The organism is Pseudomonas sp. LB3P25 (assembly GCF_054897985.1).
Genome location: NZ_CM142711.1, coordinates 1,345,474 through 1,370,333, shown reverse-complemented (window position 1 = coordinate 1,370,333; position 24,860 = coordinate 1,345,474). Strand labels below are relative to the sequence as shown.

The 24,860-nt window shown below is 59.3% G+C and carries 25 protein-coding genes; 12 read left to right on the top strand and 13 right to left on the bottom strand.

Going from position 1 to position 24,860, the window contains the following annotated elements; genetic code table 11:
• Positions 1-177: 177 nt before the first annotated feature.
• Positions 178-1,575, bottom strand: coding sequence for a sensor histidine kinase (locus ACYZTW_RS05965; protein ID WP_462004131.1), 1,398 nt, complete (start codon positions 1,573-1,575; stop codon positions 178-180).
• Positions 1,572-2,282 carry a response regulator gene (locus ACYZTW_RS05960; RefSeq protein WP_462004130.1) on the bottom strand — a complete coding sequence of 237 codons (711 nt, stop codon included), beginning with the start codon at positions 2,280-2,282 and terminating at the stop codon, positions 1,572-1,574. The genes ACYZTW_RS05965 and ACYZTW_RS05960 overlap by 4 nt, the downstream gene beginning before the upstream one ends.
• A 167-nt stretch (positions 2,283-2,449) precedes the next feature.
• Here ACYZTW_RS05960 and ACYZTW_RS05955 point away from each other — a divergent pair, with 167 nt between their 5' ends.
• From ACYZTW_RS05955 to ACYZTW_RS05940, 4 genes are all read left to right on the top strand, one after another.
• On the top strand, positions 2,450-3,241 hold the full coding sequence (locus ACYZTW_RS05955) for an MlaA family lipoprotein (RefSeq protein WP_462004129.1): 792 nt from the start codon (positions 2,450-2,452) through the stop codon (positions 3,239-3,241).
• Positions 3,231-3,494 carry a hypothetical protein gene (locus tag ACYZTW_RS05950; protein ID WP_462004128.1) on the top strand — a complete coding sequence of 88 codons (264 nt, stop codon included), beginning with the start codon at positions 3,231-3,233 and terminating at the stop codon, positions 3,492-3,494. Before ACYZTW_RS05955 ends, ACYZTW_RS05950 begins: the two co-directional genes overlap by 11 nt.
• A 78-nt stretch (positions 3,495-3,572) precedes the next feature.
• Positions 3,573-5,489, top strand: a complete 1,917-nt coding sequence (locus tag ACYZTW_RS05945) for an alkaline phosphatase D family protein (protein ID WP_462004127.1) — start codon at positions 3,573-3,575, stop codon at positions 5,487-5,489.
• Positions 5,490-5,520: 31 nt separating this feature from the next.
• On the top strand, positions 5,521-6,030 hold the full coding sequence (locus ACYZTW_RS05940; protein WP_462004126.1) for a P-loop NTPase family protein: 510 nt from the start codon (positions 5,521-5,523) through the stop codon (positions 6,028-6,030).
• A gap of 164 nt (positions 6,031-6,194) precedes the next feature.
• Here ACYZTW_RS05940 and ACYZTW_RS05935 read toward each other — a convergent pair whose 3' ends face one another.
• Positions 6,195-7,370 (bottom strand): acetylornithine/succinylornithine family transaminase, encoded by a 1,176-nt coding sequence (locus ACYZTW_RS05935; protein WP_462004125.1) that lies wholly within the window; start codon positions 7,368-7,370, stop codon positions 6,195-6,197.
• A gap of 102 nt (positions 7,371-7,472) precedes the next feature.
• Between ACYZTW_RS05935 and ACYZTW_RS05930 the strand changes: the two genes are divergently transcribed.
• From ACYZTW_RS05930 to ACYZTW_RS05920, 3 genes are all read left to right on the top strand, one after another.
• Positions 7,473-8,378: a LysR family transcriptional regulator gene (locus ACYZTW_RS05930; protein WP_462004124.1), complete on the top strand. Its 906-nt coding sequence runs from the start codon at positions 7,473-7,475 to the stop codon at positions 8,376-8,378.
• A gap of 75 nt (positions 8,379-8,453) precedes the next feature.
• Complete coding sequence (locus tag ACYZTW_RS05925) at positions 8,454-9,467, top strand: sensor domain-containing diguanylate cyclase (RefSeq protein WP_462004123.1); 1,014 nt, start codon at positions 8,454-8,456, stop codon at positions 9,465-9,467.
• A complete protein-coding gene (locus tag ACYZTW_RS05920; RefSeq protein ID WP_462004122.1) occupies positions 9,464-9,868 on the top strand; it encodes a GNAT family N-acetyltransferase in 405 nt (134 codons plus the stop codon). The genes ACYZTW_RS05925 and ACYZTW_RS05920 overlap by 4 nt, the downstream gene beginning before the upstream one ends.
• A 12-nt stretch (positions 9,869-9,880) precedes the next feature.
• Here the strand turns inward: ACYZTW_RS05920 and msrA are convergent, their stop codons facing one another.
• The 3 genes from msrA to msrB are packed head-to-tail and all read right to left on the bottom strand — an operon-like array spanning position 9,881 to position 12,957.
• A complete protein-coding gene (msrA, locus tag ACYZTW_RS05915; RefSeq protein WP_462004121.1) occupies positions 9,881-10,588 on the bottom strand; it encodes a peptide-methionine (S)-S-oxide reductase MsrA in 708 nt (235 codons plus the stop codon).
• 31 nt (positions 10,589-10,619) lie between these two features.
• Complete coding sequence (locus ACYZTW_RS05910) at positions 10,620-12,395, bottom strand: cytochrome c biogenesis protein DipZ (protein WP_462004120.1); 1,776 nt, start codon at positions 12,393-12,395, stop codon at positions 10,620-10,622.
• 43 nt (positions 12,396-12,438) lie between these two features.
• A complete protein-coding gene (gene msrB, locus ACYZTW_RS05905; RefSeq protein ID WP_462004119.1) occupies positions 12,439-12,957 on the bottom strand; it encodes a peptide-methionine (R)-S-oxide reductase MsrB in 519 nt (172 codons plus the stop codon).
• A 151-nt stretch (positions 12,958-13,108) separates the two neighbouring features.
• On the opposite strand from msrB, the gene ACYZTW_RS05900 reads away from it, so the two are divergent.
• The 5 genes from ACYZTW_RS05900 to ACYZTW_RS05880 all read left to right on the top strand — a co-directional run bounded on the left by ACYZTW_RS05900 (position 13,109) and on the right by ACYZTW_RS05880 (position 18,426).
• Positions 13,109-13,825 carry a response regulator transcription factor gene (locus ACYZTW_RS05900; protein WP_461997053.1) on the top strand — a complete coding sequence of 239 codons (717 nt, stop codon included), beginning with the start codon at positions 13,109-13,111 and terminating at the stop codon, positions 13,823-13,825.
• The gene (locus tag ACYZTW_RS05895) at positions 13,822-15,339 is read left to right on the top strand and encodes a sensor histidine kinase (RefSeq protein ID WP_462004118.1); all 1,518 of its coding nucleotides are present in this window, start codon (positions 13,822-13,824) and stop codon (positions 15,337-15,339) included. The genes ACYZTW_RS05900 and ACYZTW_RS05895 overlap by 4 nt, the downstream gene beginning before the upstream one ends.
• A gap of 64 nt (positions 15,340-15,403) precedes the next feature.
• Entirely contained in the window at positions 15,404-15,919 is a 516-nt protein-coding gene (locus tag ACYZTW_RS05890) for a hypothetical protein (RefSeq protein ID WP_462004117.1), read from the top strand.
• A gap of 137 nt (positions 15,920-16,056) precedes the next feature.
• Positions 16,057-16,761 (top strand): hypothetical protein, encoded by a 705-nt coding sequence (locus tag ACYZTW_RS05885; RefSeq protein ID WP_462004116.1) that lies wholly within the window; start codon positions 16,057-16,059, stop codon positions 16,759-16,761.
• Between the two features lie 222 nt (positions 16,762-16,983).
• The gene (locus ACYZTW_RS05880) at positions 16,984-18,426 is read left to right on the top strand and encodes an aminotransferase-like domain-containing protein (protein WP_462004115.1); all 1,443 of its coding nucleotides are present in this window, start codon (positions 16,984-16,986) and stop codon (positions 18,424-18,426) included.
• A gap of 157 nt (positions 18,427-18,583) precedes the next feature.
• Here ACYZTW_RS05880 and ACYZTW_RS05875 read toward each other — a convergent pair whose 3' ends face one another.
• The 7 genes from ACYZTW_RS05875 to ACYZTW_RS05845 all read right to left on the bottom strand — a co-directional run bounded on the left by ACYZTW_RS05875 (position 18,584) and on the right by ACYZTW_RS05845 (position 24,819).
• Positions 18,584-19,384, bottom strand: coding sequence for an N-acyl homoserine lactonase family protein (locus ACYZTW_RS05875; protein WP_461961248.1), 801 nt, complete (start codon positions 19,382-19,384; stop codon positions 18,584-18,586).
• A gap of 14 nt (positions 19,385-19,398) precedes the next feature.
• Positions 19,399-20,358, bottom strand: coding sequence for a diiron oxygenase (locus ACYZTW_RS05870; protein WP_462004114.1), 960 nt, complete (start codon positions 20,356-20,358; stop codon positions 19,399-19,401).
• Between the two features lie 67 nt (positions 20,359-20,425).
• Entirely contained in the window at positions 20,426-21,184 is a 759-nt protein-coding gene (locus ACYZTW_RS05865) for a TauD/TfdA family dioxygenase (RefSeq protein WP_462004113.1), read from the bottom strand.
• A 21-nt stretch (positions 21,185-21,205) separates the two neighbouring features.
• A complete protein-coding gene (locus ACYZTW_RS05860) occupies positions 21,206-22,078 on the bottom strand; it encodes a branched-chain amino acid aminotransferase (RefSeq protein ID WP_462004112.1) in 873 nt (290 codons plus the stop codon).
• A gap of 31 nt (positions 22,079-22,109) precedes the next feature.
• Positions 22,110-23,450 (bottom strand): KamA family radical SAM protein, encoded by a 1,341-nt coding sequence (locus tag ACYZTW_RS05855; RefSeq protein ID WP_462004111.1) that lies wholly within the window; start codon positions 23,448-23,450, stop codon positions 22,110-22,112.
• 31 nt (positions 23,451-23,481) lie between these two features.
• Positions 23,482-24,126, bottom strand: a complete 645-nt coding sequence (gene yfcF / locus ACYZTW_RS05850) for a glutathione transferase (protein WP_462004110.1) — start codon at positions 24,124-24,126, stop codon at positions 23,482-23,484.
• Between the two features lie 207 nt (positions 24,127-24,333).
• Complete coding sequence (locus ACYZTW_RS05845; protein ID WP_462004109.1) at positions 24,334-24,819, bottom strand: cupin domain-containing protein; 486 nt, start codon at positions 24,817-24,819, stop codon at positions 24,334-24,336.
• Between the last annotated feature and the right edge of the window lie 41 nt (positions 24,820-24,860).

Genomic DNA, 24,860 nt, shown 5'->3' with positions numbered 1-24,860 from the left:
GTTCAGATGATCCGCTAAGCCGTCACGCAATTTTTTGTAGCAGCTGGCGCAGCCTGCGTTCGGCTGCGTAGCAGTCGTAAAATCAGGGGATGCAGTGTTTCAGGAAGACCGCAAGCTCAGGTTTTACGACTGCTACGTCCGATCGCGGCCCGAACCGAACGCAGGCTCCGCCAGCTGCTACAAGATTGCGTCATTGCAGAAATTGCTTAACTGTCTGGGCGTTGGATGCACCGGCAACACCACCAACGCCTCCAATCCGCCCGTCGACCGATTACGCAGTGTCAGCTCGCCTCCGTGTTCCAGCACAATCGCCCGCGCCGCCGATAACCCCAAACCAACGCCGCCCGTGCTTTTGTTCCGCGAGCCCTCCATCCGAAAGAACGGCACAAACACCTGCTCAAGACTGGATTCAGGAATGCCCGGTCCACGATCCAGTATTTTGATCCGCACCTGGCCAGCGCTCGGGATCAGTTCAATCCCCGGCTCACTGCCGTACTTGATAGCGTTGTCGAGCAAGTTGGTAATCACCCGTTTAAGCCCCAACGGACGCCCGAAATACACCCACCGCAGCGGCCCGCTGAACGTAATGTCGATTCCCTGATCGCGGTAATCATCCAGCAGCGTTTGCAGCAGTTCCGCCAGATCAAACTGGGTCGCCGGTTCAAGCCGCGCATCATCACGAAAGAACTCCAGCGCCGAGTTGATCATTGCCTGCATTTCATCCACGTCACGAAACAACCGCTGCTGTTGCTCGCTGTCTTCGATGAATTCGCCTCGCAAGCGCATCCGCGTCAGAGGCGCGCGCAGGTCGTGGGAGATGGCGGCGAGCATTTGCGTGCGATCGCGGATGAAGTGTTGCAACTGCGCCTGCATGGCATTGAACGCAAGAATGGCCTGGCGAATTTCGTGGGGGCCGAGCGGTTCGATCGGCGGTGCGCGGAAGTCCACGCCGAAGCGACGGGCGCCTTCGGCGAAATGCTGCAAAGGTGTGGCGAGGCGCCGGGTGGCGATAAGCGCGACCAGGGCGGTGGAGATCAGCACCAGCAGGATCACGATCAGGTAGCGTGGCGCTTCATCGAGCCCCCAACTGCGCGAGGGTGCGGAGAACATCAGCCATGATGAGTCGGACAGCTCAATTAGCAGCGCGTAATGCGCGTCCGCCGTGTGCTCCGTCCAATCGGCCGGTTCATAGGCTTCGATGCGTCGGTCAGGGGCTCTGAGCATCGGCTGCAGGATGGACGAGCCGATGTCAGACTTCGGATCGTCCACGGTCGGCAGATTGAGATCGTGCCGATCAGGGTGCCAAGTGATAGTGAAGCCGCTCTCGTTGGCGGCTTGCGCCAATGAGTGGCGCAGGGGCGCAGGGGCGGCCTCGATGACGCGGCTGATGGCCGCGGCTTTTTCCAGCAGGCCGGTTTCGGTCAGCGGCGGACGCGCCCAGACGCCGGCCAGTTGGATAAACAGCCCGTTGAGCGCCAGTGAAATGAGCATGGCCAGGATGATCGTCAACGCGATCCAGCGCGCGACCGTATCTTGCGGCCAGTCTCGGGCGCGAATCCGCTTCAGCCAGCTCATCGCCGTGTCACGCTGGGGGTAAACAGGTAACCGCCATTGCGCACGGTGCGAATCATCGCCGGCCGTTTGGTGTCGGACTCGAGTTTGCGCCGCAGGCGGCTGACTTGAACGTCGATGCTGCGATCAAAGGCGTCATGGCAATGCCCGCGCGCCAGGTCCAGCAATTGCTCGCGGGTGAGGATGCGCTGCGGGTGTTCGACAAAGACCAGCAGCAAGTCAAACTCACCGGCCGACAGCGGGATCATCACGTTGTCCGGCGAGCGTAGTTCGCGGCGAGTCACGTCCAGGTGCCAGTCGGCGAAGTCGATCAGTGGACGAGGCCGTTCCTGCAATACCGGACGGCGCTCGTCCACGCGGCGCAGCACGGCGCGCACTCTGGCCAGCAGTTCACGGGCGTCGAAGGGTTTGGTCAGGTAGTCATCGGCACCCAGTTCCAGGCCGACCACCCGATCACTGAGCTCACCCATGGCCGTGAGCATGATCACCGGTATTGCGTAGCGAATCCGCAGTTGCTGACACAAGATCAGCCCGCTGTCCCCGGGCAACATCACGTCAAGAATGATCAGGTCTGGCGGCTGGCGCTCGATGGCCACCCACAGCGACGGGCCGTCGGTGGCGACCTCGACGCTGTAGCCGTGCCGCACGAAGAATTTTTTCAGTAGATCAAGGACCTCAAGGTCGTCGTCCACAATTAAAAGGCTGTTCACCGAAGGTCACTTAAGGGGGCGAATGGAACCGCCATCTAAAACCATTCACGGCAGCGCGTCATATATTTCAATCCTGCAATAAAACGTCATCGCCGCAATAAACCAGACATCTTTGCGCAAGGCTTGAAGCTCAACATCTCGGCGAATTCCTCCCGAGAATCGTGTCCATGTTGCCTTTCAACTGTGCTCCCTGGCTGGCCCGCAACACCTCGATTGCCGTGCTGGCAGCCGGTTTGGCGGGTTGCAGTAGCCAGCCGCCGTCCACCACCGATGTGAGTTGCGCCGACATTACCTATTCGGTGTACGACCCGGCGGAACCGCTCAATCGCGGCATCTTCGCCTTTAACCGGGTGGTCGATGACTACGCCTTGGCGCCGGTCGCTCGCGGCTATCGCTACTCGCCGGACTTTTTCCAGACCGGTGTGCATAACTTTGTGGCGAACTTCGGCGAGCCCAAGGTTTTCATCAATGACCTACTCCAAGGCAACCCGATGCGCTCGGCTAATACACTGGGGCGTTTCGTACTGAACACCACGGTGGGCGTGGTGGGCTTGATCGATGTCTCCGGCATGGCCGGCATCCCGCGTCACGACGCGGACTTCGGCCAGACGTTTGGCGTGTGGGGCATCGGCAACGGTCCGATCGTCGAACTGCCTTTGTTCGGCACCTCCAACAGCCGCGACGCCGCCGGCCGCGTACTCGGTTTTGTGGTCGATCCGTTCGGCAGCAACAGCGACACCGTGGACACGCTGTCCACGATCAACACGGTCGGCGGCGTCGTCGATGGTCGAGCAGAAGCGTTACCGCTGACCGACAGCCTGCAAAAACTGCCTGACTACTACAGCGCGTTACGCAACGTGGTCGCCGAGCATCGTGCCGCTTACGTGGCCGATGGCAAACAAGGCTCGGCGCAGACAACCAAACATCAATGCACAGGAGCGCCGGCCGATGGTTTCTGAAGGCAATAGCCTGACTCTGCAGCAACGGGTAAACCAGCACGACCCGGCCACTCTGCACTGTCGGGAAATTACCCTGCGCCTGTCAGCGGACTGTCGCCATCTGGTGCTCAGCCGCTACACCGAACACTATGGCCCGGCGCTGGTGCGATGGATCGAGCGTAGCCACACGGTGTCCGTGACAGAGCTGTTTCGCTGGCTCGTGGCCAATGGCGAGACGGATATAAAGAGGACGGGCAGCCAGCCGTTGCCTTGACGGTCGGATTCGAGCCAGTTGCGTTTCATTGGCATCAGCTGCGTTATCATCCCGCGCTTCTCTGTTCCAAAAAAACGGATGTCCATGTCTTTGCCGCTGCCTGACGATCACCATTCCCTGCCACCTGTCCTGGTCGGGCCGCTGTTGCGGCGTCTGGAGCCCACGCGGCTGGTGATGTGGCTGGTGGGGTCGCGGGCCTTATCGCTGACGTTGCATCTGCAAAATCGCGACGCTATCCACCTCGATGCGAGTCGGTGCACGGTCATTGCGGTGGGCACCCAGGCCTTTGTTCATTTGATCGATGTGTCGCTGGACGCCGCACTGCCCTGCGACACGTTAATCGAATACGACCTGCTGATTGACGACGCAGGCATCGCCGATTGGGCCCCGCACTTGCTGTACGGCGAGGCACGTTGCCCAAACTTCGTTCTGCGATCGCGGGTCGATCATCTGCTGCACGGTTCTTGCCGCAAACCTCACCATCCGGCCCCGGACGGTTTGCTGTGCGTCGATCGTTTGCTGGAGGCCGAGCCGGACGCACACAAACGTCCGGCGCTGTTGATGATGAGCGGCGATCAGGTGTACGCCGACGATGTCGCAGGCCCGATGCTGCGAGCCATCCATGCCTTGATCAAGCGGCTTGGGCTGTTCGAAGAGCACCTCGAAGGCGCGGTGGTCAGCGACAGCGCCAACCTCTACGAGCACCCCGTCAGCTACTACCATCGTGCGGATTTGTTACCGGCGCTGGAGAGCAACGAAACCCTGCGCGAGCGATTTTTCGGCGGGGTGCGTAAGCCGATTTTCACCAGCAGCAGTGCCGACAACCATCTGGTGACGTTCGCCGAAGTCATGGCCATGTACCTGCTGGTCTGGTCGCCGACACCCTGGACATTGATCGCCCCGCAACCACCGGCACTGACACCTGAAAGACGCGAGCGTTATGCCCTTGAGCAGACGCGCATCGATGGCTTCAAGGCCGGCCTTGGAGGCGTCGCCCGAGTTCTCGCGCACCTGCCGTGCCTGATGATTTTCGACGACCACGATATTACCGATGACTGGAATCTTTCCGCGCAATGGGAGGAAACGGCCTACGGCCATCCGTTCTCCAGGCGCATCATCGGCAACGCACTGATTGCTTACATGCTGTGCCAGGGCTGGGGCAACAACCCGGATGCGTTCGGCACTGTGCTGGAGAAGGCCGGTGAATTGAGCGCGACCGGGCATGATCGCTACCTCGACAGTGACCTCCAGGACGGCTTGATCGATGAGTTGCTGAAGTTTCAGAACTGGCATTACGTGCTGCCCACCCGCCCGGCCATCGTCGTGCTCGACACCCGCACCCGGCGCTGGCGCAGCGAGATGAACCTCAAACAACCATCGGGTTTGCTGGACTGGGAAGCCCTCAGCGAACTGCAACAGGAACTGCTCGATCACCCCTCGGCAATCATCGTTTCGCCGGCACCTATCTTCGGCGTCAAACTGATCGAAACCGTGCAGCGCGTCTTCAGCTGGTGCGGTTATCCCCTGCTGGTGGACGCCGAAAACTGGATGGCCCATCGCGGCGCGGCCCAGGTGATCCTGAACATTTTCCGACACTCGCGCACACCGGGTAACTACGTGGTTCTGTCGGGCGATGTGCATTATTCCTTCGTCTACGAAGTACTGATCCGACACCGCAAGGCGGGCCCGCGCATCTGGCAGATCACCAGCAGCGGCATCAAAAACGAATTCCCGCCCGCACTGCTCGAGTGGTTCGACCGCCTCAACCGCTGGCTCTACTCGCCCCGCTCACCGCTGAACTGGCTGACCAAACGCCGACGCATGCGCATTGTTCCGCATGTCCCGGAACATGCTGAAGCGGGTGAACGGCTGTGGAATTCGGCGGGGATCGGTCAGGTGTTCTTTAATGAAAAAGGACAGCCGCAAGAGATCTATCAGCACAACTCAAACGGTTCGCCGAAGACGCGGATGGTTGCGCCTGAGAATGACGACTGAAGGCATTTGCTCACACTGATCGGTGTCGCTCATGAACCTCACCCGAACCCTGATCATCGGTAACTCCGGTTCCGGCAAAAGCTGGCTGGCCAAACGGCTGGCCGAGCACCTGCACATACCATGGGTCGATCTCGATTCGATTCACTGGTTGTCCGACGAACACAGCATCCCCCGCCCCCGTGCCGAGGCGTTGGGCATGGCACGGGTGCTGGCCAGTGAAGAACGCTGGGTGATCGAAGGCGTTTACGGCGGGATCGTCAACGAACTCTTGCCCCGGGCAACAGCGCTGATCTGGCTGTGTGTTGAAGATGAGGAATGTGTTGCCAATATTCGTCAGCGAGAGGCGCAGCGGGACGAGCATGACGAGTTGTTGATTGCATTGCTGGACTGGGCCGGCAGCTATCGTACGCGCGAAGAGTCCAGTGGATTTGCCGCGCATCAGCGTCTGTTCGAAGGGTTTAGCGGTTCGAAACTGCAACTGATGAACCGGGCGCAAATAACCGATTTCACCAACTCCCCACCCCACACCCGGAGCATTTAAGAGCACTATGGCGCCAGGCCGATACCGGACGCCCCGCCAGTGATCAGAGCTACTTTGTTGTGCAGTTTCATGGTTGTTCTCCAAGGGATCGTCGATTGAGTGAGGATGTTGAGTAAATCGGATTCGATCGTTCCCATGCTCGCGCGGGAACGATCAATTGTGTATCAGGCCGCGCTCACCGCCCGGCAAACCCCTCTCACAATCATCTCAACTTCCCGCTCATCAATCGTCAGCGGCGGCAGCAAGCGAATGGTCTTGCCCCGTGTCACGTTGATCAGCAAGCCGTGATCCCGTGCGGCGATCAGGGTCAGGTCGCGAATCGGCTGTTTGAGTTCGATGCCAATCATTAATCCCTGTCCACGGATCGCCAATACGTTCGGGTCGTCCGCCAATTCGATGCGCAACCTCGCCAGCAAACGCTCGCCCTGAAGTTTGGCGTTGTCCAGCAGCCCTTGTTCTTCGATGATCTCCAGCACCGTGCAACCCACGCGGCAGGCCAGTGGATTGCCGCCGAAGGTACTGCCGTGACTGCCGGGGGTGAAGAGGTCGGCGGCTTTGCCCCGGGCCAGGCAGGCGCCGATGGGAATGCCGTTACCCAGGCCTTTGGCCAAGGTCATGACGTCTGGAACGATGCCTTCGTGCTGAAAGGCAAACCACTGGCCGGTGCGGCCGATGCCAGTCTGGATTTCGTCGAGCATCAGCAGCCACGCGTGCCGATTGCAGCGTTCGCGAATGGCTTTCAAGTAACCGGGCGGGGCCATTTGGACACCGCTTTCACCCTGAATCGGCTCCATCAGGATTGCCACGATGCGCGGGCCGTGGGCTTGCTGCACCTTGTCGAGCGCCTTGAGGTCGCCGAATGGCACTTTGACGAAATCCCCCGGCAACTCGTTGAAACCCAGGCGCACGGCCGGGCCATCACTGGCGGACAAAGTGCCCAGGGTCCGGCCATGAAAGGCGTTTTCCATGACCACCACCAGCGGTTGTTCGATGCCTTTGTGCCAACCGTACAACCGTGCAAGTTTCAGCGCGGTCTCGTTGGCTTCGGCACCGGAGTTGTTGAAGAAGGCTCGCTCCATGCCTGCCAATTGCGTCAGTTTCTGCGCCAGCCGCTGTTGCCAATCGATGCTGTAGAGGTTGGAAGTGTGCAACAGCAACCCGGCCTGTTCGCTGATGGCCGAGACGATTTTCGGGTGGGAGTGACCGACGTTGGTCACCGCCACGCCTGCCACCGCGTCCAGGTATTCACGACCGGCCTGATCCCACAGGCGTGTGCCCAGGCCCTTGCTGAAACTCAAGGCCAAAGGTTGGTAAGTGGTCATCAGGCAGGCGGCGGTCATGACATCAAGCTCCATCAATTGTCGGTGTTTTTGCAGTATGGTTAGCCACCTGAGCTAGATAAACGCTGCAACACTTCAATCATTTTAAAGCTGGGCTTGATAATGGATTTGTTCCAGGCAATGACCGTTTACGTCAGGGTGGTGGAAACCGGCAGCATGACCGCCGCCGCTTTGCAGTGCGAAATGTCCACGACCATGGTCGGCAATCACCTACGGGCGCTGGAACTACGTCTGGGCGTGCGCTTGCTCAACCGTACGACGCGACGCCAACGGTTAACGGAATTCGGCACTGCTTATTACCAGCGTTGCCTCGAAGTGCTAGGGCTGGTGGCCGATTCCGAACGGTTGGCCGAGCAGGCCCTCGACGAGCCGAGCGGCACCTTGCGCATCACCGCACCGCTGACGTTCGGCAGCGAAAAACTGGCACCCGCCCTGAGTGAATTCGCCCTGCTGTGTCCACGCGTCAAATTGGATGTGGTCCTCACCAATCGCCGCCCGGACCTGCTCGAAAACGGTTTCGACGTGGCGTTTCGCCTGGGCAACACCGAGGAGACCAACTTGATCGCCCGTCCACTCCTCGACTACACCCTGACCATGTGTGCATCACCGGAGTACCTGGCGCGCAAAGGCACACCGCAGAAACCTGATGAGCTGCAACACCACGACTGTCTGTCCTTTGCCTATCCAGCCGGGGATGACTGGCGGTCGGTGGAAAAACATTGGCGCCTGACCGGTCCCGAAGGCGAAGTGGCGGTAGCGGTCAATGGACCGATGTTGATCAACAGTTCGGCAGGACTGCATCAAGCGGCGCGAACCGGTATGGGCATCGTGGTGTTGCCTGATGCGTTGATGGAGCAAGATCTCAAGAACGGAAAACTGGTGGCATTGATGCAGAATTACCTGCCGCCGAGCCGACCGATGAACCTGATGTATGCCCAGGATCGCTACCGTTTGCCAAAACTGCGTAATTTCGTCGACTTTGCCTTGCAGAGATGGGGCAAGCACTAGCCGGCCGAACACGCCATGCACTAATCTCCTCGACTGGCGGGTCACTTTGAAATCAGGGCGGCAGGGAGAGCGGTGATGGGTGAAGCGTCGAATATCGAGCCGTTGAAGTTCAATCTGTCGGATTTGAACGAAGACATGCTGCACACCATTCTGGAACTGGTCAGCGACGGCATCTGGGACTGGAACGCCAACACCGGGTTCGTCTATCGCAACCCCGGGTGGTACGAGATGCTCGGCTACCCACCTCATTCCCTGGATAACAACGTGTTGACCTGGGAAAACGTGATCCATCCCGAAGATTACCCGCAGGTCATGGCACTCTTCGACGACTACCTGAATCAACGAGCCCCCGGCTATCAGGCCGAGTATCGCTGCCGCATGCGGGATGGCAGCTATACCTGGATCGAAGACCGTGGCTACGTACTGGCACGCAATGCCGACGGTTCAGTGGCGCGGATGGTCGGCGCACACCGCAGCATCGAAGACAAAAAGCGCCTGTTCGAAGCGCTTGAACGACGCAACCAATCCCTTGAAGCGATCGTTGAAGAACGCACCCGAGAGTTGTCTCGCGTCAATCAGCAACTGCAAATCCAACTCGAAGAAAACCGAAAACTGGCGGAAACCGACACACTGACCTCAATCGCCAATCGCTATCTTCTGGAAAAAGCCCTGCCCCAGGAATGCGACCGCGCCCAACGCTTTCGACAACCGCTGTCGCTGATCGCCATGGACATCGACGACTTCAAGAATATCAATGATCACTATGGCCACGCGTTGGGTGATGCGGCATTGGTGCAGGTGATCGATAGCGTGAAGCACTGCGTACGCGAGGGCGATCTGCTCGCGCGTTGGGGCGGCGACGAGTTCATCATGATCCTTCCCAATACACCACTCGCCGACGCCCGGACCCTCGCCGAGAAAATCCGCCACGGGCTTGCAGCCTTGCTGCCGATCGGGGACTTTCAAGTGACCATGAGTTTTGGCGTGGTTCAGCGCTTTGAAGAAGAACAACAGACCGGGTTGCTGGCCAGGGCCGATCAAGCACTGTATCGGTCGAAGATCGCGGGCAAGAATGTGATTTCTGGATGAACAATGTCATGCGTGTCCGCGATGTACTGCCCTCGGAAGTAGAGTCCGTGCGCCTTTTTCTGGACCAGAACGAATGGGCTCACCGCACAGGTTCCGCTGAACATTTTGCGCAGTTGATCGCTAACTCCCAACGCACAGCCCTTGCTATGAAGGACTCCCAAATTATCGGTTTTGCCCGAGGCATCACTGACGGCCTATCAAACGGTTATCTGTCGATGGTCGTTGTCTGTGGACAACATCGTCGTGAAGGTGTCGGGCGCGCTCTGGTTGAGCATGTCATGGGCGAGAACCCCGACATGACCTGGGTTCTGCGAGCAGGCCGGGAAGGCGCTTCGGATTTCTTTTCAAGCCTGGGTTTTGAAACGTCGACCATTGCGATGGAGCGCCCGCGTCGTAAATAGCCAGCCCGCCATTCACATCCCCGCCTTCACCAATACCGGTTTCTCCTGATACCGATCCGGATACAGCTGCTTCAACTGCGCGACCTTCGGTAGATCGTTGATCACGATGTAGGGATAGGTCGGGTGCTCGGTCAGAAAGTCCTGATGTTCCTCCTCCGCCGGGTAGAAACCGTTGTAGGTTTCCAGCTTGGTGACAATGGGTTTGTTGAACGAATGGGCGGCATCGAGCTGGGCGATGTAGGCCTGAGCGACACGTTGCTGCTCACTGTTTTCCGGGAAAAGCGCCGAGCGATACTGAGTGCCGCTGTCAGGTCCCTGACGGTTGAGTTCGGTAGGGTTGTGAGCCACCGAGAAGTAGATTTGCAGCAAGGTGCCGTAGCTGACCTGACGGGGGTCGAAGGTGACTTCGACGGATTCCGCATGACCGGTATCGCCATTGCTGACCCGCTCGTACTGAGCAGTGTTGGCTGCACCGCCAGCGTAACCCGAGACCGCTTTCTTCACTCCTTTGACATGCTGGAACACGCCTTGGACGCCCCAGAAGCAACCGCCGGCAAAGACCGCGGTTTCGCTGTGGGCCTGGGTGGTTTCGTCGAGGGTGGGTGGCGCAATGATGACCGCGTCTTGCGACGCACCGAAAGAGAACGCCAGGCATTGGCCGATGACGCCGGCAGCGGCCAGGCCCAACAGGGTGCGGCGCCAGGTGAATAGGATTTTCATGAGGCTGATTCCTGCATAAATGGAATGACGATCAACCGAACGTAAACGCATATGCCGACACTCCGGGATCGAGAAACTCGATGCTGAAGGTCCGATCCGTCACGCCACCGGTTTGGCGCACCAATTGGTACAAGCGTTGTTCAGTCACGCTGCCGCTGCCGTCGGGCGCCACGTCGGTACCGTGGGCATCGCCGGGTGCTTTTCCGTCAATCAACACTTTGAAACGCACCGGTTTACCGTCAGTGCCAGGCCCCAGCACCAGATGCAGATCGCGGGCATGGAAGCGGTAGACGATGCGACTGGCCGGCGCGCTTGAAGTCGCTCGCTCTGAGCCGACATTCCATTGACCGTCCAGGCTCCAGTCGTTGAGTGCTAATTGCGATGGAACGCTATAGGCCGACACCTTGTTCGGCACCAGGCTGGTTTCAGGCACGAAATGCTCGGCACGCTGGTAGCCGACATAGGTTTCCGGCGATTGCACTTCGTTCATGTCCGGGGCCAGTTGAACTCCCTCGGCGCTGGCATTGATCAAACCGTCCGCGACTTTCGCGGCGCCTGCTTCGCGCAGCAGTTGCTGGATCACCCGTTCCGATTCGGCGTACTCGCCCTCACCAAAGTGGTGATAACGAATGCGACCTTGAGCGTCGGCAAAATAGTGGGCCGGCCAGTATTCGTTGTTGAAAGCTCGCCAGACCTTGAAGTCATTATCGATGGCCACCGGGTAGTTGATGCCCAGGTCCTTCATCGCTTTGGTGACATTGCCTACGTCTCGTTCGAAAGCAAACTCGGGCGCATGCACGCCAATCACCACCAATCCCTGATCGCGGTACTTCTCGGTCCAAGCCTTCACATAAGGCAGAGTGCGCAGGCAGTTGATGCAGGAGTAAGTCCAGAAATCCACCAGCACGACTTTGCCTTTCAAGGCCTGCGCTGTGAGGGGTGGCGAGTTGAGCCATTGCACCGCGCCATCCAGCGGTGGAAGGTTGCCTTCAATCGGCAATGCGCCCGGCGCTTTGTCAGCCGCCTTCATTGCACTTCCCGAGGCCGGGACCTGCGCCATCATCGCCCCGCTAGAGGTCGGTGATTTGCCGGCCAGCCGTCCCACCAACGCCTGTTCGATACCGCCGGTGGACGCCGTCGAAACCCGCGCCAGAATCCCGGTGTCGAGCCCCAGGGCAATCGCTGCGACACCCGCTAGCATCGCGGCGCCCAGACCTCGACGCAGCCACTCGCCAGCGCCGATGGAACGCTTCATTGCCGCGAAGACTTTACCGCCCAGCAGCAGCGCCACGGCGAGGGAAGTTGCGGCACCCGCGGCGTAGGCCAGCAACAACAAGGTGGTTGCAATGCTTGCCCCTTGCAGCGCGGCCCCTGTCAGCAACAGACCCAGAATCGGCCCGGCGCAGGGAGCCCAGAGCAGGCCCGTGGCAACGCCGATCAGGAACGAAGCGCCGGGACGCGGTCGGGCATCGGCGCCCGCAGCTTCCGACAACCGACTACCCGCCGCCACCAGTGGCCGGGTCAGACGCTCGGCCAATCGAGGCAGCAACAGCGTCAGCCCGAACAGTGCAACGAACAGCAACGCGAGCCAGCGACCGTACTGATTGACTTGCACCACCCAACCGCCGCCCACCGCCGCCAACGAAGCGACGAGCGCAAAGGTCAGCGCCATTCCTGCCAATAACGGCAACCCACTCTTCATAAACGGCTGCCCGGTGCGAGCGAAGACAAAGGGCAGTACCGGCAGGATGCACGGGCTGACAATCGTCAGCACACCACCGAGATAAGCGAGGACCAGAAGCCACATAACGTCGACCTGCATAAATTGAGTGAAAGGGAGTACCTGCGGATCAAGTCGCCTGCGGCACAAAAGTCATCGCCAGGCCGTTCATGCAGTAACGCAAGCCGGTGGGTTTGGGCCCATCGTCGAAGACGTGGCCCAAATGACCGCCACAACGCCGACAGTGGACTTCTTCGCGCAGCACCCCGAAGGAGCGGTCCTGACGAGTGGCCACAGCCTTGTCCAACGGTGCCCAGAAGCTCGGCCAACCGGTGCGGCTGTCGAACTTGGTCGCGGAAGAAAACAGCGGCAGGTCGCAACCGGCACAGGCAAACGTACCTTCACGGTGCTCGTTGTTCAGCGGGCTGCTATAGGCCCGTTCGGTGCCCTCTTCGCGCAGGATTTCGTACTGCTCGGCGCTGAGCATGGCGCGCCATTCGCTGTCGCTGTGAGTCACCTCGAATACCTCCGCCGCGCTGGCATTACTGACCAGTGCAGAACTCGCGGCAAATTTTGGCAATACACCGATGACCAGGGCTGCAGCGCCTAGCCCGCCGCTTGCTACGAGAAACTGTCGCCGTGAAAACATGGTCGTCTCCGAAAAATCCAGGTGCCTGTCATGGAACACAGCCTAGGCTTGGGTTGATCGCCAAATCCTCACGAGAAGTTAAACAATTCGTGATAACTCAGGCCCCGGAAAACCCGCACAATGCGCTCATTGCGCCGAAGGATTGAGCTTGATGGAACAGACCAAACGCGTCCTCGTGGTCGAGGACGACCTGCATATCGCCGACCTTATCTGCCTGCATCTACGCGATGAGCAGTTCGAGGTGGTGCACTGCGCCGATGGCGATGAAGGCATGCGACTGCTGCAGCAAGGAAGCTGGGACGCACTGATCCTCGACCTGATGCTGCCCGGCGTCGACGGCCTGGAAATCTGCCGCCGGGCCCGCGCCATGGCCCGCTACACACCGATCATCATTACCAGCGCGCGCTCCAGCGAAGTGCACCGGATTCTCGGGCTCGAACTCGGCGCCGACGATTACCTGGCCAAACCCTTTTCCATGCTCGAACTGGTGGCCCGGGTCAAAGCGCTGTTGCGACGGGTCGACGCCATGGCCCGCAATCTGAAAATGGACGCCGGCAGCCTGATCACCGACGGCCTCTCCATCGACCCGATCACACGCGATGTGTCCCTTGACGGTCGCCGCCTCGACCTCACGCCACGGGAGTTCGACCTGTTGTATTTCTTCGCCCGTCAGCCCGGCAAAGTGTTCTCGCGCATGGACCTGCTCAATGCCGTCTGGGGTTACAGCCATGAAGGCTACGAGCACACCGTCAACACACACATCAACCGCCTGCGGGCAAAAATCGAGGCCGATCCGGCACAACCGGTGCGCATCCTCACGGTGTGGGGACGCGGCTACAAATTCGCGGCCAAGGAGGAGCAGCCGTGAGACTGACCCTGACTCAACGCCTGTCTCTGGTGTTCGCCGTGTTGCTGCTGGTGTGCTGCGGCACGTCGGCATGGATGCAGGTGCGGTCCAACCAGATGCATGAGCTGGAAGTGGTGCAAGGGTTGTCGCGGGATCTGGCCCGGCACATCGCCCATGACACCGTGCTGATGGACACCAAAGGCCTGATGCCCGACGCCGTGCGCGACCTGTTCAGCCAACTGATGCTGGTCAATCCCAGTGTCGAGGTCTATCTGCTCGACACCGAGGGCAAGATTGTCGGCAGTGCCGCGCCCGAAGGTCGGATACACCGGGAGCGGGTCGATCTGGCGCCGATCCAGCGCCTGCTCAAGGGCGATGCCCTGCCGATTCTCGGCGACGATCCGCGCAGCGTCGATGGACGCAAAGTGTTCAGCGCCGCGCCATTGCAGGTCAACGGCAAACCGGCGGGCTATCTCTATGTGGTGCTGCTCAGCGAAGAGCACGACCGCTTCGCTGAACGCGGCGCCACCAGCGCTGCCCTGAATACCGCGCTGTTGTCCATCGGGCTGGTGGCGTTGCTGTGCCTGATTGCCGGTCTCACGGCATTCGCCCTCATCACACGACCTTTGCGCCGTTTGACCGAAACCGTCAGCCAGTTCGACATTGATGGCGCTCCGGTAACGCCGCCGGCATCCGTCCCGGTGGAACAAGCCGCCAGCCACGATGAAATTGCCATACTCGACGCCGCCTTCCGGCAGATGCAGGCACGCCTCGGCGAGCAATGGCGTTCATTGACCCGCCAGGATCAGGAACGCCGCGAACTGGTGGCCAACATCTCCCATGACCTGCGCACACCTCTGGCCTCGCTGCACGGTTACCTGGAAACCTTGTCGCTCAAGGACGCCACGTTGTCACCCGCCGACCGCCGCCGCTACTTGGGCATTGCCCTGGATCAAAGCCGCAAGGTGGGTGGGCTGGCGCAATCGCTGCTGGAACTGGTGCGCCTGGAACATGGTTTCGTGCAACCGGTGCTGGAACGCTTCTCGCTGACCGATCTGGTGCAGGACATTTTCCAGAAATTCGAACTGACGGCCGAGGCGCGCCAGGTCGAACTGAAGGCCGCCTTCGCACCCAATGTTTCGGCGGCCTGCGCCGACCTGGGGTTGATCGAGCGGGTGTTGACCAACCTGGTCGACAACGCCCTGCGCCATACCCCTCAAGGTGGAGAAATCGAACTTGGGCTACGCCCTCAAGGACCTTTTATCGAAGTCACCGTCAGCGACACCGGCACCGGCATCGCTGCCGAACTGCGCGAAGGTCTGTTCCTGCGCCCGTTCAACATTGGCGGCGCACGGCGTGATGGTGGACTGGGGTTGCGGATCGTGCACCGGATCCTGCAATTGCACGGCCGTGAAATCCAGCTGATTGACGTTCCCGGACGCGGCGCGACCTTCCGCTTTTCGTTGCCGGTGGATCAGCAAACGGCCGAGCAATTGGCGGTTCGGTCGATGAATCTGAATACGCTGGGGAAATAGTCGACTGCCTGGGCTACGGCAACGGCTAATATCCTGGCACCCATTTCGGCAAGGACGCTGCACGATGCTCAACACCCTGCAAAACACCCCATTGTGGGTTTACGCGATATTTCTGCTGCTGTGCTACTACGGCGTCAAAGCCCTGTCCCCGACCCGTGAAAGCAAAACTTCATTGCTCGTCACAGCGCCGATCTTGCTGGGCTGGTCCCTGTATTCGCTGAATCTGACGCTGAATCCGCAGCTATCGGTTAGCTGCTGGTTGGCTGCCGTCATTCTGGGCAGCCTCGCGGCGCTGCTGATTTTCCCACGCAAGGGCATTGAGCTGGATGATCCGAAAACCGGTCTGATCGTGCCGGGCACAGCAAAAACCCTCATGCTCTACCTGCTATTTTTTGCGGTGAACTATTACTTCGGCTACCAGGATGATGTTCACCCGGCGCTGGCCGCCACCCTTGAGATGTTGCTGCTCAAGGCGTCGGCTTCGGGTTTTGTCTGTGGACTGATCAGCGGCCGGGCGTTGAAGTTTTATCGGCGGCTGCTGACACTTCAGGCAAAACATCCCCAGATAGCCGCCGGTTAAAAGCCGCTGTGCCAAAAATGATGACCAGCCGCCTGTTCATCCGTGACAACGTCGCCTCGGTCCAATAGATTAGGCGGCCTGAAAAGGCCCCGTGCTTTCTCGCCTAAATCCAAGTTAAAAGAAGTAGTGAAATTTCAATGTCCGATTCCAATACCGCTGAATCCGTAGTCACCTTGTCGTCCAAAGCGGAATACGAAAACTCCATCAATCTTTCACAGCACGTGCCCCAGGCCAAGACCATCAGCGAGATGGTCCTGGACGCTTTCCAGTCCACCCGGGAAAGCGACCAGATCCGCGAGCTGCGCGCCGCGATTCGCCAGGCTCACGACAGCTTCGACGACGATAAAGCCTACGAATTGATGGGCGAACTCAAGCAACTCAAGGACGCCGAGGCTGCCGACATTGCAGCCCTGGAAGACTTGAGCAGCAAATTCCCGATCAGCCGGATTCTCTCCAGCTTCAAGGACGATCCGGCATTTCAGGAATTGGTCTATGGCCTCGCACTGAAGGTACTGAACCAGACCCACCAGGCCATCAGCAACCCAAGCAGTGGCAAAAGCAAAACAGCTCGCGCCAAGAAAGATGTCGAAGTGTTCACCATCAGCAAAGACGGCATCAGCGTGACGTTGCCGCTGCGCACCCCGCGTTCGCGTCTGAATGTTGACCGTGAAGCGCTGGAGTTCCTGGGCTTCACCTTCGTCGGCGAAGGCGAAGAAGCGGAGCTCGAAAGCGAGACCTTCCTGGACAATGACGGGGCCGAACAAGCGGTTAACCGCAAGAACATCATCACCGCGCTTCAGCAGCAAACCGCGTTCGATGGCTACAGCATCGCCGCGCAGTAACACGTTCCATTAGCGGCGCTTCGGGCGCCACTGACCTAAGAGCCCCGCCCTAGAGCGGGGCTTTTTATTGCCCGTGATTTCTCAAAACCGCGATTACTCTTCACGTATCAGCGGCAGAAAAAAACTCTTTCCCTTAACCCTTCAGCACCACGGGTCAGCCTGCAGGGAGCGTCATCTCACTTTCCAGCCCAAGACTTCAGTGGTGCGATTGCTGAGGTCATCATGAACACGACGCCCCTTTACCGTCAGTTAGCCAACCACTACCTCGACGCGATCCGCAGCGGCACCCTGAAAACCGGTGAACGGTTTCCCTCCATTCGGCTAATGATGGAAAAACACGCCGTCAGCCTGTCGACCGCGGTGCAGGTTTGCCGGGAACTCGAGGGCTGTGGGGTGCTGGAAGCCCGTCCGCGCTCCGGCAACTACATTCGCCAGCCCGATACGTTGCCCAAACCCGTCCCGATCGCGTCTCCCCCGCCTCTGGACACCGGTGTCTACGTCGGCATTCACGAGCAGGTGTCATCGGTCCTCAAGGCCAGTCAGCGCGCGACGATCAAGGTCAATTTCGCCAGTGCCTTCTGCGCGCCGGAACTCTATCCGTTGAAGATCCTGCAAGACCATATGATCAAGGCGCTGCGTCACGATCCGCACCTGCTCGGCGCGGCGGGCTCCACCTGCGGCAACAGCACATTGCGAAACATCCTTGCCCGGCGGGCGCTGACCGCAAAGGCCAACCTGCCAGCGGAGAAGATTGTAATTACCAATGGCGCGACCGAAGCGATCAACCTGGCCTTGCGCGCGGTCACCCAACCCGGCGACACCGTGGCTGTGGAGTCGCCGACCTTTTACGGTTTGCTGCAAATTCTCGAAAGCCTGAATCTGCGGGTGCTGGAGGTCCCGGCGACTTCGCACGCGGGAATCAATCTGTTCGCCCTCGAACAACTCCTACAAGGCCCCGAGCGGATTCGGGCGCTGATCGTCATCCCCAACCTGCAAAATCCGCTGGGCAGCATCATGCCCGACGCCAACAAGGCGCGGCTGGTACAGCTGTGCGCCGAGCACGACACGGTGCTGATTGAAGACGACACCTATGGCGATCTGGTGGATACCGAGCAGCCGCTGTCCACACTCAAGCACTGGGACCGCACCGATAACGTGATCTATTGCGCATCCCTGAACAAAACCCTGGCACCGGGCATACGCCTGGGCTGGATCAGCGCGGGAAAATGGCACGACCGCGTGGAAATGCTCAAACACACTCAGTCCCGGGGATGTGAGGCGTTGTCGCAACTGGCGGTCAGTGCGTTCATGAAGACACCGTCCTACGAACGTTACCTGCGCCGCTTGAGGAAAACCCTGACTCACCAACGCCAGCAAATGAGCGCGGCGATCATTCGCTACTTTCCCGCCGGCACCTGCGTGACCAACCCCCAAGGCGGTACGTTGCTGTGGGTGGAACTGCCGCGTCACCATTCATCCATGGCGTTTTTCCACGAGGCATTGAAGGCCGGCATCCAGATTTCGCCTGGGGATATCTTTTCAAACGGCCAGCGTTTCAATCACTTTGTGCGCATTGGTTGCGGCGCGCCGTATTCACCCCGCATAGATGAAGCGCTGGCGACCCTCGGCCAACTTCTCAAAAACCAAGGCTCTCCCCCCCTGTAGCAGCTGCCGAGCCTGCGAGGCTGCGTTCGGCTGCGGAGCAGTCGTCAATCCTGCCACTTCGGTCTACCTGAAACACCGCGATGGATGGTTTACGACTGCTCCGCAGCCCGAACGCAGCCTCGCAGGCTCGGCAGCTGCTACAGGGTTCATGTTGGGTTCAGAGAGGGTTTTGGTGCAGGCAAATGATGTGCGGATCGTCATTCCAATGCGGGAAGCGCTCAGCAATCAGCGGGTCATGACCGGGAATGACATGGTCTTCGCCGTCAGCCAGGCTGTCGATGAGACTGAACGCCTCAAGCGTCTGCGCCAGATCATCAAGAATCGGAAACGGACTGCGCTGACGGATGTTGGCCCACAAGTGCGCGGCATCCGAGGCCAGAACAATCCACCCTCGCTCGGTGTTCACCCGCACCACTTGGCTCCCCGGTGTATGCCCGCCCACCGGGTGCAACGTCACACCGGGTATCACCTCGACGGTGCCGGTGTGCAAACGCATCCGCCCCTCGAAAAGCGGTGGAAGCGCCGACATCACGTCATCGACCTCGTAGGTTTTGTTCACCGTGTGATGGGCCATTTTCGGCCCGGTGCAGAAGCGCAGTTCCGCTTCTTGCAGATGCACCGTGGCCTTCGGGAAAAGCCCCAGGTTGCCGGCGTGATCCCAGTGCAAATGGGTGAGGATCAGGTTGTCGACCTGTGCCGGATCAATATCCAGTTGGCGCAGGGATTCTTCCGGCAGGCGATACATCTGACGGTTGCGCCGGTCTGCTGTGGCCGGTTGGAAACAGGTATCGACCACGATCACCTGCTGCTCGTTACGAATGACCCAGAAGTAATAATCCAACGGCATCGACGCATTCGGATCACCACAGCAAGCGTCGTAGAGAAAGTTCTCCCGGGCGGTGCGCTGGGCATTGGCGCCGACACGGATCGCGAACACTTCGTACACAGGAACGGACATATTCACCTCCTGGTTCAGGCCGCTGCGGTGGTTTTGAGGGTCGGACGGAAGTCGAAATCGATCTCGGCGCTAATTCCCAGATCCTGGGCCAGACGATGCAAGCCACTGTAGTCCCGCATGATCGTGGCGTTCTTGTTGCTCTCCCGGGTGTCGGCGATGATCAGCGCGGCGTCCTCGACCCCGAGTTGCGTCAGAATCGCCTCCCACATCGAGTAGTCCTGGGCGACAAAGGCACTCAGCGCTACCGACAACGTGCGGGCGAAAAATGCCCGTTGGGGTGGCTGCATGTTCGCGTACATGACCTTCGCTACTTCGGCGAGAATTTTGCTATGGGCATATTCGTCGCGGTTATGCAGTTCGGCCACGCGGCGGTTTTGCGGTTGAATGCTCTGATCGTCGGCCAGCAAATCCAGATAGGCGTTGACGCTGATCTCGGCCACCACGGCAAAGGTGATCGCTGCCAGGTCGCGCTGCCACTGCTCCGGCAGTTCCTCGCGCAGGGCGATCAGGCGTAAGTAGGTGACCGACGGAGGCAAATCCAGGTCCTGATCGAGTGCGCGCTCCTCCTTGGTTCGCTCAATGGCCCGCAGGTGCATAAGCGTGTGGTAGTGCTCGTCGATCAGGGTCTGCTGCATGGCCTCGCGAAAATGCCAGTCGTCCTTGCCCAGGTATTGATTGGCGATGACACTCAACGCCGGGTTCACCACGTGTTCTTCGGCGGTCACCGTGCGCAGGTTGTAGCCGATCCAGCCCCAGGTCACCACGGCGCTTTTGAGTTCATCGCTCAGGGCCTGGAATTTCGGATGATGGAAAAACGGCACCATGCACTCCGGGTAATCCGGGCGCGCCGGGTCGAACACTTCGCTGGCCTCGGCCTTGTCCGGTGCACACACCGTGGCTCTTTTGGTCCACGCCTGATTCAGTCGCACGACCAGTTGATGATCGACCTTGGCGATCTCGATTGCTGTTTGCATGACGCGATACCTGTAGGACGCGTACCCGATGACGGGTACGCCAATAGAATTAAGGGCGACGGATGAATCAGGCCAGCCAGTAGCGGGTCAGGTTTCGCGCCGGGTCAGTGTATCGACTGCGGGCGTGGATCATTCGCCAGTTGTTCCAAATCAGCATGCATCCGTCGGGAATCAGCACGGGTGTGTTGTGCTGCACGAAATACGCTTCGCCCAGGACTGCAAACCTGGCCAGGGGCGACGAGCTATTGGCGACTTGGGAGTGAAGCAGATCTTCCTTGGAAGGATTCACATCGCCGTAGTGAAACTGGTTGTAGCTGAAGCGGAAAATGTCCCCTTCTTCCGTAGGCGTCAGGATGTATTCCTTGACCCGGCGCTGAGCCGCTTCGCCAGGCTTGGCGGTAGCGACGAACTCCACAGGCGTGTCGTCGATCCATTCACGCAGCTCGGGATCGGTGCGTTCGAGGAACGCCAGCAATTCATAACCATCCACCAACCCCGTATGCCCACCACCGCAGGTTGCCTGTTGATGACAATGCAGCGCCAGGTAGCGCGGCGGCGGTCCGTAAACCGGCGCCTCGGTGTGCGGGCCGATACCGTTCATGCTCTGGGAATACGGCAAGTCTTCATATCCCGGCTTGCGGGTGATGGCGAACGCGGTCTGCCCGTTGAATTGTGGAATGACCGGGCCGAACTCATGCAGCGTGCCGAGCACATCGTCGGCGAACTCGTCCGGCGTCAGCACCGTCCAGCCTCGCGCCGACAACTCTTCGTGACGATGGCCCAGTGAAACGTAAGGTTTAGACGCGACAATCCCTTGATCTGACATGGTGAGATTCCTGGCGGTTTATCAGGCGTTGACGATTGAGGTGTAGGCGGCAATGAATTCGCGGCAGGCGTTGTCCGGTCGATAGTGCTGTTCATCGATGCGCTGCACGGGTGTGATTTCGGCAGCGGTACCGGTGAGAAAACACTCGTCGAAGTCACCCAGCTCCGTAGGAACGATGGTTCGCTCGACCACCTGGTAATCCAGCGCCTTGGCCAGTTCAATGACGGTCTGACGGGTAATGCCATTGAGGAAACAATCCGGCACCGGGGTGTGCAACGTCCGACCTTTGACGAAGAACACGTTGGCACTGGTGGCTTCGGCAACATTGCCGCGCCAGTCGAGCATCAAGGCGTCGTGATAACCGCTGTTTTCAGCATCGTGCTTGCTCAGCGTGGCGATCTGATAATGGCCGGATGCCTTGGCTTCAAACGGGCTACAGCTCGGTGGCGGACGACGCCACTCGGCGGTCTTCAAACGAATGCCGGCCATGTGCCCGGCCGGGTCGAAATAGCTCGGCCATTGCCAACAGGCAATCGCCACATGGACGCTATTGAAGCGGGCCGAGGTGGAAATCATTTCACTGCCACGCCAGGCCACCGGCCGCAGATAACCGTCGACCACCTTGTTGCGTTGCAGCAGTTCATGGCTGGCCGCTTCCAGTTCGTCAAGCTCATAGGGAATGACGAAATCCATCAACGTCGCCGAGCGATACAACCGCTCGCTGTGTTCGCGCAGTTTGAAGATCTTGCCGTTGTAGACACGTTCCCCTTCATACACCGTGCTCGCGTAATGCAGGCCGTGGGTCAGCACATGCAGCCGCGCCTGGGACCACTCGACGAACTCGCCGTCGAGCCAGATAAATCCTTCTCGCTGATCAAACGGGATACCGCTCATATCCATATCTCCCCACTATTTATGAAAGGTCCTACGCGGTCTCAAGCAGGACCGGTATCAATTCGGGCGCCGCCACAGGCTCGGTCTGAAAGAAGAACGAGCGCTCGCCAAATGCCGGCCGCAGCTCATCGAACCAGGTCGCTTGCGAATCGAATCGCGCATAGAACGTGCGCAACACCCATTGCGGATTGCGCGCCTGGAGGAACTGCAGCACGAAGACTTTTTCCCCGGCCACGGTTTCGATGCCGTTGATCAACACCTTGCCGTAGAAGGTGCTCATGGACGGACCGCGAACCGTGCGCGCCAACCCGGACACCGTGCGGTACGCCGCCTGAAAGATCTCGAACGCCCGGGCCAGCGGCATCGCGAAGTAATGGCTGGGGCCGGTATCACGCTCGACAAACATGTAATAAGGCACCGCGCCGAGCCGCACGCCTTCGGTCCAGAGCGCGGCCCAATCAGCGGGGTTCTCGTTGATGTGCCGAATCACCGGCGCCTGCATGCGCAACGTCGCGCCGCTGGAGCGAATGCGTTCGATGGCTTGGCGGGCGATGTCCTGGCGGATCTCTACCGGGTGGTTGTAGTGACCCATGATCGAGAGATTTTTCCCCGCCGCGACGATCCGCTTAAACAGCTCCAGCAGCTCGGGCGCGTCCTTGTCGCTGACAAATCGTTGCGGCCAATACGCCACGGACTTGGTGCCGATGCGGATACTTTTCAGGTGAGGCAATGCCAGCAACGGCTCGATGTACCCGGCCAACGAGCGGGTGTTCATGATCATTGGATCGCCCCCGGTGATCAGCACGTCGGTGACTTCGGTGTGCACCCGCAGGTAACTCACCAACTCCTGGGATTCGCGCGCATTGAACTTGAGTTCTTCTTCGCCGATGAACTGCGCCCAGCGGAAACAGAACGTGCAGTAGGCGTGACAGGTCTGACCGGCACCGGGGAAAAACAGCACGGTTTCGCGGTACTTGTGCTGTATGCCCGGCAGGACTTTTCCGTCGAGGGTCACGCCGTTGTGCGTAAGTTGCCCGGCCGGATGCGGGTTCATCCGCAGCCAGATCGCCTCGATCCGCCGCTTGATGGCGTCGGTGTCATCCCGTTCGATCAGTTGCTTGAGCGACGCGTACTCGTCCGGCAGCAGCATGTCCTTGTGGGGAAAGGTCATGCGGAAAATCGGATCGTCCGGGATGTTGTTCCAGTCGATCAACGTGCCCAGTACGTATTCATTGGTGCGAAATGGCATGACCCGGGCCACGATGGTCATGGCTTCCTGCAACGCTGGCGTCAGTTTCCGCCAGTACGGCGTGTCTCGAATGGTGCGTGAGTTATAGGGCTTGTATCGTTCCTGCTCCGACATTCCCTGCATGGCAGCGCTCCTGATGATTGGCTGGCGGTTCTTACTGGATGGCTGGCGCTACGCGCTCTATGTCCATCCATGCCCGAACACTGTCGCGATCCCACTGGCGGCGGACATACGCGGCGAGTCGGGCGGGAACCTGATCACCATTGGCGACCAGTCGGTTGAGCATGATTGCCAGGTCGGTGTCGGCAATGCTCCAGTCACCGAACAGATGATCAGCGCCCCCCTCCAGCAATCGATCGGCGACAAAGAACAACCTGTCGACGGCGGCCAGGGCATCGTCGGACAACGGAGTATCTTTTTTGCCGAAATAAATAAGGTCCGCCGGGCGTTCTTTACGAATGACCAATAAATCGCTGCGCAACCAGGCCTGGAGTTGACGGGCGCGTGCTCGCTGCTTGATGTCCAGCGGCAATAGTCTGTTATGCCCCGGCGCTACTTCTTCCAGGTATTCGGCAATGGCCGAAGATTCCGACAACGCAAATTCTTCATGCACTAGCGTTGGAATTTTGCATGTAAGCGACAAACCATGATAAGGCTGCAAATAGTTCTCGCGAGCTTTCAAATCCACAGTCACCACACCAAAAGAAAGTTGCTTTTCTTTTAGCGCCACGAATGCCGACATTGCAAAGGCACTGACAAAATCCGCGCCAACATACAGTTTAAGTTTCGTACTTTCCATAGAACACTCCCTTTGCATTAACCCCATAAATCCTTTGCATTGGAAGCGATCGTAGTTAGTTGATTAAGCGCTGAACAGATACAGAAATTATCTGATTTTATCGATACAGAAAGTTGAAAAACGCAATTCGTCAGGCGGATTTTGGAGGGGGTCAGAAAAAAAGGGAGTCAGCGAACGCTGACTCCCTGAAGTAAAACGCAAGGGCGATTACGGCTGGAGGGTGATCAGCCCGTGGCTGTCGGCAAAATTGGAGAGCAGCGCCATTTGCGGCATGTTGCTCATGTTCAGCATGGCCAGCGGCTCGGTGGTGCTAGTGTTGACGAAGCCGTGTCTTGTCCAGGCCGGCACCAGCAAGACATCGCCGGTGTTGACGTTCACCTCATCGGCGTTGCCCAGGGTTAACGCGCCGCTGCCGGACTGAATGATGAACAGGTGCCACCAGGAATGGGAGTGCCCGTTAAGCACCACGCCGGGTTTCAACCACTGCATGGCAACCGCCATGCCGGGCGTCACTTCACACCCTTCGATGCTCTTGTCGTGGGCCAATGCGACGATATCGACGTCACTGGCCTCCAGCGTCTGACGCAAATCCGTTAGCTGCGCACCTTTCCAAACTCGCGGACTTACCGGTTGATGACGCAAACTCTGACGAAAGTCCTTGTATGAAAAAAACGCACCCTGAACATTATTCATCCGCGAGTTCCAACTTATTCTTCCGACTTGAGTGACCGAAC